Below are 13,201 nucleotides of genomic sequence, written 5' to 3' on the forward strand. Positions count from 1 at the left end.
TTCCTTGTGTTCACCAAACACCACAGCCAATACCGCGCCGTCCGAGCCGGCCAATTGATGAGCCAGCCCCAGCAAGTCACGGTCGTGACTGCTCAGGCGGCCACCGACCATGTCCGGGACCACGCAAATATAGAACGCCGGCGCAGGCACCTGATGCAGCGGCAATTGTACTTCTACAGCGGCGGTACGCTTGGTCGCCCCACCTTGCTGGGCCCCGCTGCGGTCGATGCGCTTCAGCCCGTTGGGCCCGATAAAGCCGACGCCGTGGGGTTCTTGCGGATGACCCCGTTAGGCCCCATCCAGCTGTGTTGCGCCGGTTGCATGGCCGCGTGCAGCGGGTGCAGGCGGTTGCGGGCGATCCATTCGGCGCGCGGATCGCGGCGGATAATGTCGCTCATCAGTGGGCCTCCGCAGGTTCTTCATGTTGCACCGGTGCATTGGGCTTGTTCGGCACCGCCTCTTCGAGCAGCGCGTCGGCGACAAGCTCGGCGATGTCTTTGATCAGCGGACGCGGTTCGACCACGCCTTCGAGCATCGCCGTGCACTGTGGACAACCTACGGCCACCAGTTCGGCGCCGGTCTCGCGGATGTCTTCCATGCGCATGTCGGGGATCCGTTGTTTGCCCGGAATGTCGGTGATCGGCGCCCCGCCACCGCCGCCGCAGCAGCGCGAGCGGAAGCCGGAACGTTGCATCTCTTTGACTTCGATACCGAGCGCCCGCAGCACTTCGCGCGGTGCTTCGTACTCACCGTTGTAGCGACCGAGATAGCACGGATCGTGATAGGTCACGCTGTTACCTTTGTGCTGACCGAGGTTGAGCGCGCCGGCTTGAATGATTTCCGCCATGTAGGTGCTGTGGTGCTGGACGAGGTAGTTGCCGTCGAAGGCGCCGTACTCGTTTTTCAGCACATGGAAACTGTGCGGATCGCAGGTGACGATGCGGTTGAAGCTGTATTTGGCCAGGGTCTGGATGTTGCGTTTGGCGAGCAACTGGAAGGTCGCTTCGTCGCCCAATCGCCGGGCTACATCGCCGCTGTCACGCTCTTCCAGACCGAGCACGGCAAAGTCGATTTTCGCTGCTTTCAGCACTTTGACGAACGCACGCAAGGTGCGCTGGTTGCGCATGTCGAAGGCACCGTCGCCGACCCAGAACAGCACATCGGTGGATTTCTTTTCGCTGAGCAGATTGAGGTTCAAGTCCGCCGCCCAGTTCATCCGCCCGCCGGGTGCGAAACCGCCGGGGTTGTCGGTGGCAATCAGGTTTTCGAGGACTTCGGCGCCCTTGTTCGGGGTCGCGCCTTTTCCAGGGTCAGATGGCGGCGCATGTCGACGATGGCATCGACGTGCTCGATCATCATCGGGCACTCTTCAACGCAGGCGCGGCAAGTGGTGCACGACCACAGGGTTTCGGCGTCGACCAGACCGTTGACGATCGGTTGATGCGGATCGCCCGAGTGTTCGCCCACAGGCTTGCCCGGATAAGGACTGCCAGCAAACTTGGCGTCAGTGCCACCGGCAAGACCGACGACCATGTCCTGAATCAGCTTTTTCGGATTCAGCGGCTGGCCGGCAGCGAACGCCGGGCACGCTGCTTCGCACTTGCCGCACTGCACGCAAGCGTCGAAACCGAGCAATTGATTCCAGGTGAAATCCTCGGGTTTTTCCACACCCAGTGGCGCGGTCGGATCGTTCAGATCCAGCGGTTTCAAACCGGTGGAGCGACCGCCGCCAAAACGTTCGGCGCGACGGTGCCAGGCCAGGTGCAAGGCGCCGGCGAAGGCGTGTTTCATCGGCCCGCCCCAGGTCATGCCGAAAAACAGTTCCGACACGCCCCACAGCACACCAATCCCGAGGATGACCGCGAGCAGCCAACCGCCGAAGTTCTCCGGGAGGATTCCGGCCACCGGCAACGTCAGCAGAAAGAACGACGCCGAGAACGCCAGCAGGCTTTTCGGCAGGCGCATCCACGGGCCTTTCGACAGTCGTGCCGGCGGGTTGCGCCGACGCAGATAAACGAAGATCGCGCCCACGAACATCACGGCAGTCATCAGCAGCAGTGCATACCCGAGGAATCGGTTATGCAGGCCGAAACCGTGAACCAGGATCGCCAGCACGGCGGAAGCCACCGCACCACCGGCGGTGGCGACGTGGGTATTGGCGATGTATTTGTCCCGCGCGACGACATGGTGCAAATCGACCATGTAGCGCTTGGGCATAGCCAACAGGCCGCCGATCAGATCGACCTTCGAGGCCCGGCCCCGACGCCACATGGCCACCCGCCGCAATGCGCCGAGGACAGCCAGGCCCAAGGCGGCGAACAACAGGATTGGAAGAAGGGTGTTCAACATGGTGAAGCTCCCACCAGTACATCTTGGAGAAACGCGTTCGGCGTAGGAGCTGCCGCAGGCTGCGATCTTTTGATCTTGATCTTTAAAAACAAGATCAAAAGATCGCAGCCTGCGACAGCTCCTACGCAGGTGACGTCAAAAACTTAGAAATCCTTGCAGAGCCGCAGGGCGTCATAAATCGCGGCGTGGGTGTTGCGCTGCGCCACGCAGTCGCCGATGCGGAACAGCAAGTAGCCGTCGCCCGTCTCGCTCAGCGACGGTTGCGGCTGGATCGCGAACAACGCTTCGACGTCGATCTGACCCTTGTTGCGCGAACCCTCTTTAAGCGCGTAGTAAATTTCCTCATCCGGACGCACGCCGTTTTCCACCACCACTTGATCGACCACCCGCTCCTCTTTGGCGCCGGTGTATTCGTTCTCCAGCACCGCGACCAGCTTGTCGCCTTCGCGGTAAACCTTCTCCAGCATCATGTCGCCGGTCATGATCACTTCTTTCGGGTACATGCTGCGGTAGTAGGTCGGGAACGACGTACCACCGATGGCCACGCCCGGTTTGATGTCGTCAGTGACGATTTCGACCTGGCTGCCCTTGTCGGCGAGGAAGTCAGCCACCGACATGCCGGTGAACTCGCAAATGGTGTCGTAGACCAGCACGTTCTTGCCCGGCGCGACCTTGCCGTCGAGCACGTCCCAACTGCTGACCACCAGCCCTTCGGCAGCGCCCCAGTGTTCGTTCTGCTCCAGGTACGGATGACCGCCGACTGCCAGCACTACCACGTCCGGACGCAAGTCCATGATGGTGTCGGCATCGGCCGCTGTGCCCAGGCGCAGTTCGACTTTCAGCCGCGCCAGCTCCAACTGGAACCAGCGAGTAATACCGGCGATCTGGTCACGTTGCGGCGCTTTCGACGCCGTCGTGATCTGCCCACCGATGAATTCTTTCTTCTCGAACAGGGTCACGTCATGGCCACGTTCGGCGGCGACGCGGGCCGCTTCCATCCCGGCAGGGCCGGCGCCGACGATCACCACTTTGCGTTTGACGCCTGTGGACTTCTCGATGATGTGCGGCACGCCCATGTATTCACGCGAGGTCGCGGCGTTCTGGATGCACAGCACGTCGAGACCTTGATACTGGCGGTCGATGCAGTAGTTGGCGCCGACGCACTGTTTGATCTGATCAATCTGGCCCATCTTGATCTTGGCGATCAGGTGCGGGTCGGCGATGTGCGCGCGAGTCATGCCGACCATGTCGACGTAACCGCCTTCAAGGATGCGCGTGGCCTGGTTCGGGTCCTTGATGTTCTGTGCGTGCAGCACCGGCACCTTGACCACTTCCTTGATCCCGGCCGCCAGGTGAAGAAACGGCTCCGGTGGATAACTCATGTTCGGAATCACGTTGGCCAGGGTGTTGTGGGTGTCGCAACCCGAACCCACCACGCCGATGAAATCGAGCATGCCCGTGTCGTCGTAATACTTGGCGATCTGCTTCATGTCCTCGTGGGACAAGCCGTCCGGGTGGAACTCGTCACCGCAGAGACGCATGCCCACGCAGAAGTCGTCACCGACCTCGGCGCGCACAGCTTTCAGCACTTCCAGACCGAACTTCATCCGGCCTTCGAAGGTGCCGCCCCATTCGTCAGTACGTTTGTTGACCCGCGGGCTCCAGAACTGGTCGATCATGTGCTGGTGCACCGCCGACAGTTCAACGCCGTCCAGGCCACCGGCCTTGGCACGGCGTGCCGCTTGCGCGTAGTTGCCGATAACCCGCCAGATTTCTTCCGGCTCAATGGTTTTGCAAGTAGCACGGTGTACCGGCTCACGGATGCCCGAGGGCGACATCAGGGTCGGCCAGTGGAAACCGTCCCAACGCGAACGCCGGCCCATGTGGGTAATCTGAATCATGATCTTGGCGCCATGCTTGTGCATGGCGTCGGCGAGATTCTGGAAGTGCGGGATGATCCGGTCGGTCGACAGGTTGACCGAACTCCACCATTGCTGCGGGCTGTCGATGGCGACCACGGAGGAGCCGCCACAGATCGCCAGGCCGATGCCGCCCTTGGCTTTCTCTTCGTAATATTTGACGTAGCGCTCGGTGGTCATGCCACCGTCAGTCGCGTAGACCTCGGCGTGCGCGGTGCTGAGCACGCGGTTGCGGATGGTCAGTTTGCCGATCTGGATCGGCTGGAACATTGCTTCGAAAGCCATGGCGGGTTCCTCGACTTACAACGGCTTGACGGTGAACAGCCCGTCGTCGTGGCCTTCTTCAGAGCCACCGTAGACTTGCTCGGCAACCGTGCGAATCTTGCTGCCGCGTGCCTCAAGAATCTGATCCATGGCACCGGCAAACCAGCCGGTGAACATGTAGTCGACCTTGCGCCCGACCTTGCCGTAGACGTAGACGAACGCCGAGTGTTCGAGCTTGACGCTGGCCGTGCCTTTGTCGAGGTCGATGTCCTGAATCTTGAACAGACCCCAGCCGCGTTGCGATAGGCGCTTCATGTAGTGTTCGAACACCGCGACGCCTTCCAGGCCGTGGCATTCGGCTTCTTTCTCGCACCAGTGCCAGGCGGATTTGTAGCCGGCCTTGTAGAGAATGTCGGCGTAGGCCTCGGCGCCCAAAACCTCTTCGATGCCCATGTGGTTGTTGACGAAGAAATGCCGCGGTACGTAGAGCATCGGCAGGGCGTCAGAGGTCCAGACACCGGTCTCGCTGTCGACTTCGATTGGCAATTGCGGGGCGATCTTGGCCATGGAAACTTAACTCCAGAAAAATTAGGGTGTTGCCTGCGGCGCGGATGGCCCCAGGTAAGGATTCAGAAGTGCGGCGGCTTACTCGCCCCAGACGTCCTTGAGGACGTTGACCCAGTTTTCGCCCATGATCTTGCGCACTACGCGCTCGGAGTGGCCGCGCTGGAGCAGGGTTTCGGTCAGGTTCGGGAACTCGCCGACGGTGCGGATACCCAGCGGGTTGATGATCTTGCCGAAGCTGGTCAGACGGCGGGCGTAGCCCTTGTCGTGGGTCAGGTATTCGAAGAAGTCCTGACCGTGACCCTGGGTGAAGTCGGTGCCGATACCGATCGAATCTTCGCCAACGATATTCATCACGTATTCGATGGCTTCGGCGTAGTCGTCGATGGTCGAATCGATGCCTTTGGCGAGGAACGGCGCGAACATGGTCACGCCGACAAAACCGCCGTGATCGGCAATGAACTTCAGCTCTTCATCGGACTTGTTGCGCGGGTGTTCTTTCAGGCCCGACGGCAGGCAGTGGGAGTAGCAGACCGGTTTTTTCGATTCGAGGATGACTTCTTCGGAAGTCTTGGAACCGACGTGGGACAGGTCGCACATGACGCCGACGCGGTTCATCTCGGCAACGATCTCGCGACCGAAACCCGACAGGCCGCCGTCACGTTCATAGCAACCGGTGCCAACCAGGTTCTGGGTGTTGTAGCACATCTGCACGATGCCAACGCCGAGCTGCTTGAACACCTCGACATAGCCGATCTGGTCTTCAAACGCGTGGGCATTCTGGAAGCCGAAAAGGATGCCGGTCTTGCCCTGCTCTTTGGCGCGACGGATGTCAGCGGTGGTGCGCACGGGCATCACCAGGTCGCTGTTTTCGCGGATCAGCTTCTGGCTGGCAGCGATGTTGTTCACGGTCGCCTGAAAGCCTTCCCACACCGACACAGTGCAGTTGGCCGCCGTCAGACCGCCCTTGCGCATGTCTTCGAACAGCTCACGGTTCCATTTGGCAATGATCAGACCGTCGATAACGATGCTGTCGGCGTGTAATTCGGCTGGGCTCATCAGGCGTCCCCTTATTGGCGATTCATGCGCCGAATCGTCTGCCGGCGCTTTGGGGCCAGCATATGCCTCGGTGCCGGGGCGACCGGGTGCAAAAACGACAGGGGAATTGCCGAAAGCGTCAATCCGCGACAAAGGGTCGTCGCCACCCCTGCTCGCCCGCCTGTTCAAGCCCGTCAGGTTGAGCCAGAATCCGCTGCACGACTGGATGCTTCACTGAGGTTCAACTGGAATGAGGGACGGCAGCGCAATGAAAATGATTTTTCTGGTTCTGGCATTGACCGCCACGGGCGTACACGCCGCCGAAGAGTCCGACAACAACCCGTGCGACGCAGTCGAAAACGACGTCCAGACCCTGGAATGCTCGACCTACAGCCGCACCACCGCCGAAGACCTGCTCAAGGATAACTACGCCAGCCTGAACGAACGCATGCAGACGGCGTACGGCAAAAACGCCACGCAATTGGCGGACATCACCGCCAAGATCAAGACCGCTCAGCAGCAGTGGCTGAAGACGCGGGATGCGGATTGTGCGGTTGAGGCGTTCCCGGCGACGGCAGGGAGCAAGGCGTTCACCATTGCGCAGAATGACTGCGTGGCGCGGATGAGTGATGAGCGGTCGGAGTTTTTGGAGTCGATTGGGCAGGAGTGAGTTAGAAATCCGGAAAGTGCCCATACAGCAGCGGTGCAGCAGCGGTGCAGGAGCTGTGTAGGAGCTGTCAAGTGCAACGAGGCTGCGATCTTCTCGACCATTAAACCCCAGCATCAAACCCCAAAGCCAAGGGAGGCAGCCCCGCCTCCACTCAGCAAAAACCGCCCTACCCAGTCACGTCCAGAACCCTTCATGCGCGCGCGCAGCCTCTGCTTCCAACATCGGCCCGAATGTCGGAATCTGTCGCTGGCCGCGCGCGAACACTTCCCGGCACGGCAACGAGAACGTCGGGTTTTCCGGGTGGCCACCCGTGAGCCCCAGCAAGGCATGCTCGGACAGCGCGTAGACCACTCGGCCAATGCCCGTCCAGTAAATCGCCCCCGCACACATGCAGCAGGGTTCGGCACTGGTGTAGAGCGTGCATTGCGCCAGGTCTGCCGGGCTTAGCAGCTTGGCAGCCTGCGCGGCTGCAGCAAGTTCGGCATGCTGGGTGGGATCGCCTTCCGGCGGCATGGAATTATTGCCCGCCGCCGCAATGATGTTGCCGGCCCCATCCGCGACCAGTGCAGCAAACGGATGACGACCACGGGCTTTTGAGTCCTCTGCCAGTTCGAGTGAGCGGCGCAGCAGTTGCAGATCAAGTTCGGTGATGCCGGCAGGTACAGCGCAAGTGAAGCTTGTCATGTGAAACTCCTTATTATTTTCAACTGTGCCCCTGACCGCGTCGGCCAGGGGCTAAACACCTGTCAGTCGGCCAGCTCGGCGGCTGGTGCCACCGGCTCGCGCCTGCTCTGCGGATTGAGCAGGATATTGAGCACGATTGCAGTGATCGCACCGAGGAAGATTCCGCTTTCCAGTACCAGTTTGAGAGTGCCGCTGGCGTGCTCGAACAGCGCCGGGAACGACATCGGCAGCACACCGACGCTGATCGATACGGCAACGATGATTGCGTTGCGAGTCCCCTCGAATGTCACCCGTGAGAGCTCCTGGATACCGGCCACCGTGGTCATGCCGAACATCACCACGGCGCAACCGCCCAACACCGGCGTCGGCACTGCTGCGATCAGCGCACCCAGCTTGGGGAACAGGCCCATCAGCACCATGATTGCCCCAGCGGAAGCCACGACATAACGGCTCTTGACGTTGGAGAGCGCGATAAGGCCGGTGTTTTGGGTAAAAGCGTTGTAGGGGAAGCTGTTGAACAACCCTCCGAGCATTGTTGATAGCCCATCGGCACGGAATGCATTGCCAAGGGTTGTTTGTGTGATGGTCTTGCCGGTCAATTTGCCGATCGCCAGGCAGTTACCGGTGGTTTCGGCCATGATCACCAACATCGCCAACGTCATGACCAGTATCGGCATCAGGGAAAACTGCGGCATGCCGAATGCCATGGGCGGGCTCAGCTCGAACCAGGCTGCGCTGCTCACCTGCCCAAAGTGCGTCATGCCGAACGCTGCCGCGATCAGGCTGCCCACGAACAAGCCGATCAATACGCTGAGGTTGCCAATGAAGCCGGAAAACCTGGCATAGATCACCAATGTAACGATAACCGTGGCCAGCCCCAGCAGCAGGTTCGATGGCGCACCGAAATCTGCGGAATCAGGATTGCCGCCACCTAGCCAGATTGCCGCGGCAGGCATCAGGGAAATGCCGATGATGGTGATCAGGCTGCCGATCACCACGGGCGGAAAGAACCGCAGCAACCTACTGAACACGGGCGCCATGGCAATTGTGATCGCCCCCGCCGCGATCACCGCGCCGAACACTTCAGTGAGCCCGAACTCCTTGCCGATCATGATCATCGGTGCCAGCGCAATGAATGAGCAGCCCTGAATCAGCGGCAGGCGCGCCCCGAACTTCCAGAAGCCGAGGGTCTGAATCATCGTGGCGATGCCCGACGTCAGCAGATTCGCATTGATCAACGTCACTACCTGCGCCGACGTCAGCCCCAGTGCGCTGCCCAATATGAGTGGTACCGCCACCGCACCTGCATACATCACCAGCACATGCTGCAAACCGAATGTCACCAACTGGCGAACCGGCAGAATTACGTCCACCGGATGAACCTGTGAATTGCTCATATCGAATGTCTCCTGAAGTGCTTTTTTCTTGTAGTCCTGGGAGGCGTCCACAGGCCAGGCACAGCGCAAATCGATGCAGCAGAAGAGCTCGTTTCAGGGCCGATATTCTCTGCTTGTAAACGATGGAGCAAATGAGCAACCATCGTTTTTAACGATAGCTATAGTCGCTTGAGGTCACGCCCATGCAGTTCTCTCTGGACCAGTTGCAAACATTCGTCCAGGCCGTGCACAGCGGGTCGTTCTCAGCGGCCGCGCGCAAGCTGGGCAAGACTCAATCAACCGTGAGCGTGGCGATTTCCAATCTGGAACAGGATCTGGGCGTGGAACTGTTCGATCGCTCGAATCGAAACCCGGTGCTGACCCAGGCCGGCCAGAAAATGTTGTTGCAGGCGCAGTCGGTGCTGGAACGTTGCCTGACCCTCCAGGCCCATGCGGATTGCCTGTCCGACGCGATCGAACCCAGCGTGTCACTGGCCATTGAAACGCCCTACAACGCCGTCATGCCGGTGCTGCTGGAGTTCGAAGAGGCTTTCCCCTATGTCGATCTGGTGATCAGGCACCCCGTATATGGGGATGTCAGCGAACTCGTAGCTCAGGGCCTGGCCGTGCTGGGGATCGCCTTCTCCCAGCCGCAGTACCCGCCGCAGCTCGAATTCCAGCAGATGGGCAAGCTGATCATGCTGCACGTCTGTCACCCCGCACATGCGCTGGCGAAATTGAGCAGCGTGACTTTCGAAGACCTGCACGTGCACCGCCGCCTGGCGTTTAGCGCACACGCCGAAAAGCTGCCCAGCAGCGAGTACCTGCGTTCCACTCGGATCTGGCAGGCCGAAAACTACCTGGCGCTGCTGGAAATGGTCCGTGCCGGCCTCGGTTGGGCCACGTTGCCGCGCCAGTTGATCCAGCGTGAACTGGCCAATGGCGAACTGGTCGAACTGCAATTGGGTGCGTATCCCCACACCGACTGGCATGTGGGTGTTGACCTGCTCTGGGCCCGTACCCGCAAGATGGGCAAAGCCGAACGCTGGCTGAAGACGCGCCTGCAACAGAACAAAGTGTTTGAACTGGATCGTCGGGGGCAGTCCACCACCCTGTAACACTCATGCCGTGACTTCACCTCAAGGCTGCGCCACCATCACACTTTACCGACTTGGAAGCGCACGAAATGAAAATCTGTGGCATTGAAATCAAAGGCAGTGAAGCCATCATCGCCGTCGCGTCCCTCGACAATCAGGCGCTCAGCCACCTGCCCCTGGCCACCAAGAAAATCGCCCTGGACGATGACGACGAAGCGGCCAACGTCAAAGTGTTTGCCGCACAGGTGGCATCGTTCATTCGGGAGAACTCAATCGACCGGATCGTGATCAAGAAGCGCAGCAAGAAAGGCGAGTTTGCCGGTGGGCCGACCACCTTCAAGATCGAGGGGGTTTTTCAGTTGCTGGACAGTTGTGAGGTGACGCTGCTGTCGCCACAGACGATCAATGCCCAGGCCAAAAAGCACAATTTTGAACTGCCGGGGACGCTGAACAAATACCAGCATGAGGCCTACAAGGCGGCGTGTTCTGCGCTGATGAAGAAGTAATAGCGCACGCAGATCCTACATTTTCTGTGTTCATGCTTTTGCGGTACGTCGGTCTTCCCGCGGGCACCGCTCAAACTTCGCTCGATAGCTGCGGGTGAAGTACGACGGTGATTCGAAGCCGCAGGCGATGCTGACTTCGAGCACGCTCATGTCGGTCTGGCGCAGTAGCTGTCGGGCCTTTTCCAGGCGCAGGCGCAGATAGAAATTGCTCGGCGTGTCGTTCAGGTGCAGGCGGAACAAGCGCTCCAGTTGCCGCCGCGTCACCTTGATCGATTCCGCCAGTTGTAGCGTGGTCAGCGGCGGTTCGCTGTGCTGCTCCATCTCGCCGATCACCTGCACCAGTTTCTTGTTATTGATCCCGTAGCGCGTGGCGACTTCCATGCGTTGGTGGTCTTTGCGCGGGCGAATCCTCCCCAACACAAACTGTTCGCTGACCTGAATCGCCAGTTGCGGGCCATGGGCCTGAGCGATCAGATCGAGCATTAAATCAATGGAGGCCGTGCCGCCCGCCGAGGTGATGCGCCGGCGGTCGATCTCGAACAACTCCTGCGTCACGCTGAGCTGTGGATAAGATTCCTTGAACGCGTCGATAGCTTCCCAGTGCAGGGTCAGGCGATGGCCATCGAGCAGGCCTGCTTCGGCGAGGACGAAGCTGCCGGTGTCGATGGCGCCGAGGGTCACGCCGTCGACGTCCAGTCGGCGCAGCCAATGCGCCAGCGTTGGCGTGACAAATTTCAGCGGCTCAAACCCGGCCACCACCAACAACGTCGCACCTTTCTTCAGCGGCTCCAGCGCGGCGTCGGCGTTGACCGACATGCCATTGCTCGCCAGCACCGCCCCACCATCGGCACTGAGCACATGCCAGCGATACAACTCGCCGCGAAAGCGGTTGGCCACACGCAACGGTTCAATGGCAGAAATAAAGCCGATGGCGGAGAACCCCGGCATCAGCAAGAAGTAAAAATCCTGGGACATGGGCGCACTCGGTTGGCGGGTAGCGTGAGATGTTGATACGCCAGTTGTCTTCGGCATTCAAGCGCGCAGGTCGCTACAGTGCAAATGCCAGTCGCCGCAGTGCGCTTTCACCGGCGCGTTGCTGCGTAACTTTGCATCACCGGCGCACCAGACACCGGAACTCACAATAACGACCTGCCGAGGAACCCGACATGAAACGACTGATCAGCAGCTGTGTTCTTGCACTCAGCGGTACCGCTTTCTTGAGCGCCAGCGTCATGGCGGCCGAACCGGCAGCGTGCCAGAACGTGCGCATGGGCGTGGTCAACTGGACCGACGTGATCGCCACCAGTGCCATGACCCAGGTCCTGCTCGACGGCCTCGGCTACAACACCAAACAAACCAGCGCGTCCCAGCAAATCATCTTCGCCGGGATCCGCGACCAGCGCCTGGACTTGTTCCTGGGGTACTGGAACCCGCTGATGACCCAGACCATCACTCCTTTCGTCGACGCCAAACAGGTCAAGGTGCTTGATGCGCCAAGCCTCAAAGACGCCCGCGCGACCCTTGCCGTGCCGACCTACCTGGCCGACAAGGGCCTGAAAACCTTCGCCGACATCGCCAAATTCGAAAAAGAACTGGGCGGCAAGATCTATGGGATCGAGCCAGGCTCGGGTGCCAATACCCAGATCAAGGCGATGATCGCCAAGAACCAGTTCGGCCTGGGCAAATTCCAGCTGGTCGAGTCCAGTGAGGCCGGTATGCTCGCGGCAGTAGATCGTGCCGTGCGGCGCAAGGAGGCCGTGGTGTTCTTCGGCTGGGCGCCGCACCCGATGAACGTCAACGTCAAGATGACCTATCTGACCGGCAGCGACGACGCCCTCGGCCCGAACGAAGGCATGGCCACCGTGTGGACTGTGACCGCACCGAAATACGCCGAGCAGTGCCCGAACGTTGGCCGTCTGCTGACCAACCTGACGTTCACCGCCGAAGACGAGAGCCGGATGATGCAGCCGCTGCTGGATCACAAGGACGCCTTTGAGTCGGCCAAGCAATGGCTCAAGGATCACCCTGAAGACAAGCAGCGCTGGCTTGCCGGTGTCACCACATTCGACGGCAAACCGGCCGCTGAAAACCTCCAGTTGACCAGCAAATAAACCCTGACTGAACGCCGAATCGCAGCCCCCAACGGGCTGCGAACGGACTCATCACGCCCGCCATTCCCCTACAGAACAGGAACCTGCCTCATGAATCACGACGTCATCATCACCTGCGCACTCACCGGTGCTGGCGACACGACCGCCAAGAGCCCACACGTGCCGGTCACCCCGAAACAGATTGCAGCGGCTGCCGTCGAGGCGGCCAAGGCTGGCGCCACCGTCGTGCACTGCCACGTCCGTGATCCGCAGACCGGCAAGTTCAGCCGTGACGTCGCGCTGTATCGCGAGGTGATGGAGCGCATCCGCGAGGCGGACGTCGACATCATCGTCAACCTCACCGCCGGCATGGGCGGCGACCTGGAAATCGGTGCCGGCGAGAACCCGATGGAATTCGGTCCGAACACCGATCTGGTCGGCCCGTTGACCCGGCTGGCCCACGTCGAGGCGCTGCTGCCGGAAATTTGCACACTGGATTGCGGCACGCTGAACTTCGGCGATGGCGACACCATTTATGTCTCTACTCCGGCGCAACTGCGTGCCGGTGCCAAACGTATTACCGAGTTGGGTGTGAAAGCCGAGCTGGAGATTTTCGACACCGGCCACCTGTGGTTCGCCAAGCA

11 protein-coding genes and 2 pseudogenes are annotated in these 13,201 nt (G+C 60.4%); 5 read left to right on the forward strand and 8 right to left on the reverse strand.

Annotated elements, in window-relative coordinates; translation table 11 throughout:
* From JFT80_RS24630 to JFT80_RS21040, 5 genes and pseudogenes are all read right to left on the reverse strand, one after another.
* Nucleotides 1-398 (reverse strand): annotated as a pseudogene (locus JFT80_RS24630) (electron transfer flavoprotein subunit alpha/FixB family protein); the annotation flags it as partial.
* A pseudogene (dgcB, locus tag JFT80_RS21025) lies at nt 398-2,349 on the reverse strand (dimethylglycine demethylation protein DgcB). The pseudogenes JFT80_RS24630 and dgcB, both read right to left, overlap by 1 nt.
* 143 nt (nt 2,350-2,492) lie before the next feature.
* Nucleotides 2,493-4,553 carry a dimethylglycine demethylation protein DgcA gene (dgcA, locus tag JFT80_RS21030; RefSeq protein ID WP_201149177.1) on the reverse strand — a complete coding sequence of 687 codons (2,061 nt, stop codon included), beginning with the start codon at nt 4,551-4,553 and terminating at the stop codon, nt 2,493-2,495.
* 15 nt (nt 4,554-4,568) lie between these two features.
* Nucleotides 4,569-5,099 carry a DUF5943 domain-containing protein gene (locus tag JFT80_RS21035; protein ID WP_201149178.1) on the reverse strand — a complete coding sequence of 177 codons (531 nt, stop codon included), beginning with the start codon at nt 5,097-5,099 and terminating at the stop codon, nt 4,569-4,571.
* Nucleotides 5,100-5,177: 78 nt separating this feature from the next.
* Entirely contained in the window at nt 5,178-6,155 is a 978-nt protein-coding gene (locus JFT80_RS21040) for a dipeptidase (protein ID WP_201149179.1), read from the reverse strand.
* A 247-nt stretch (nt 6,156-6,402) separates the two neighbouring features.
* Between JFT80_RS21040 and JFT80_RS21045 the strand changes: the two genes are divergently transcribed.
* Nucleotides 6,403-6,804, forward strand: a complete 402-nt coding sequence (locus JFT80_RS21045) for a lysozyme inhibitor LprI family protein (RefSeq protein WP_201149180.1) — start codon at nt 6,403-6,405, stop codon at nt 6,802-6,804.
* Between the two features lie 174 nt (nt 6,805-6,978).
* Here the strand turns inward: JFT80_RS21045 and JFT80_RS21050 are convergent, their stop codons facing one another.
* Together JFT80_RS21050 and JFT80_RS21055 are read right to left on the reverse strand one after the other, a co-directional pair.
* Nucleotides 6,979-7,488, reverse strand: a complete 510-nt coding sequence (locus tag JFT80_RS21050; RefSeq protein ID WP_045059897.1) for a nucleoside deaminase — start codon at nt 7,486-7,488, stop codon at nt 6,979-6,981.
* 62 nt (nt 7,489-7,550) lie between these two features.
* On the reverse strand, nt 7,551-8,885 hold the full coding sequence (locus JFT80_RS21055; protein ID WP_122841201.1) for a nucleobase:cation symporter-2 family protein: 1,335 nt from the start codon (nt 8,883-8,885) through the stop codon (nt 7,551-7,553).
* 182 nt (nt 8,886-9,067) lie between these two features.
* Between JFT80_RS21055 and JFT80_RS21060 the strand changes: the two genes are divergently transcribed.
* Complete coding sequence (locus JFT80_RS21060) at nt 9,068-9,982, forward strand: LysR family transcriptional regulator (protein WP_122841200.1); 915 nt, start codon at nt 9,068-9,070, stop codon at nt 9,980-9,982.
* Between the two features lie 68 nt (nt 9,983-10,050).
* The gene (locus tag JFT80_RS21065; protein WP_045059894.1) at nt 10,051-10,467 is read left to right on the forward strand and encodes a DUF3010 family protein; all 417 of its coding nucleotides are present in this window, start codon (nt 10,051-10,053) and stop codon (nt 10,465-10,467) included.
* 30 nt (nt 10,468-10,497) lie between these two features.
* Here JFT80_RS21065 and JFT80_RS21070 read toward each other — a convergent pair whose 3' ends face one another.
* On the reverse strand, nt 10,498-11,442 hold the full coding sequence (locus JFT80_RS21070; RefSeq protein WP_201149181.1) for a GlxA family transcriptional regulator: 945 nt from the start codon (nt 11,440-11,442) through the stop codon (nt 10,498-10,500).
* Nucleotides 11,443-11,633: 191 nt separating this feature from the next.
* On the opposite strand from JFT80_RS21070, the gene JFT80_RS21075 reads away from it, so the two are divergent.
* Nucleotides 11,634-12,578 (forward strand): choline ABC transporter substrate-binding protein, encoded by a 945-nt coding sequence (locus JFT80_RS21075; RefSeq protein WP_201149182.1) that lies wholly within the window; start codon nt 11,634-11,636, stop codon nt 12,576-12,578.
* A 90-nt stretch (nt 12,579-12,668) separates the two neighbouring features.
* Nucleotides 12,669-13,201 (forward strand): 3-keto-5-aminohexanoate cleavage protein (locus JFT80_RS21080; protein ID WP_201149183.1); only part of this gene is annotated, 533 nt, incomplete at its 3' end.

This window comes from Pseudomonas sp. TH10, from assembly GCF_016651255.1.
Taxonomy (GTDB): domain Bacteria; phylum Pseudomonadota; class Gammaproteobacteria; order Pseudomonadales; family Pseudomonadaceae; genus Aquipseudomonas.

Bases quoted from the DNA above. Each gene is read 5' to 3' on its own strand.
- dgcA (WP_201149177.1), bottom strand. From the start codon at position 4,553: ATGGCTTTCGAAGCAATGTTCCAGCCGATCCAGATCGGCAAACTGACC.
- JFT80_RS21035 (WP_201149178.1), bottom strand. From the start codon at position 5,099: ATGGCCAAGATCGCCCCGCAATTGCCAATCGAAGTCGACAGCGAGACC.
- JFT80_RS21040 (WP_201149179.1), bottom strand. From the start codon at position 6,155: ATGAGCCCAGCCGAATTACACGCCGACAGCATCGTTATCGACGGTCTG.
- JFT80_RS21045 (WP_201149180.1), top strand. From the start codon at position 6,403: ATGAAAATGATTTTTCTGGTTCTGGCATTGACCGCCACGGGCGTACAC.
- JFT80_RS21050 (WP_045059897.1), bottom strand. From the start codon at position 7,488: ATGACAAGCTTCACTTGCGCTGTACCTGCCGGCATCACCGAACTTGAT.
- JFT80_RS21055 (WP_122841201.1), bottom strand. From the start codon at position 8,885: ATGAGCAATTCACAGGTTCATCCGGTGGACGTAATTCTGCCGGTTCGC.
- JFT80_RS21060 (WP_122841200.1), top strand. From the start codon at position 9,068: ATGCAGTTCTCTCTGGACCAGTTGCAAACATTCGTCCAGGCCGTGCAC.
- JFT80_RS21065 (WP_045059894.1), top strand. From the start codon at position 10,051: ATGAAAATCTGTGGCATTGAAATCAAAGGCAGTGAAGCCATCATCGCC.
- JFT80_RS21070 (WP_201149181.1), bottom strand. From the start codon at position 11,442: ATGTCCCAGGATTTTTACTTCTTGCTGATGCCGGGGTTCTCCGCCATC.
- JFT80_RS21075 (WP_201149182.1), top strand. From the start codon at position 11,634: ATGAAACGACTGATCAGCAGCTGTGTTCTTGCACTCAGCGGTACCGCT.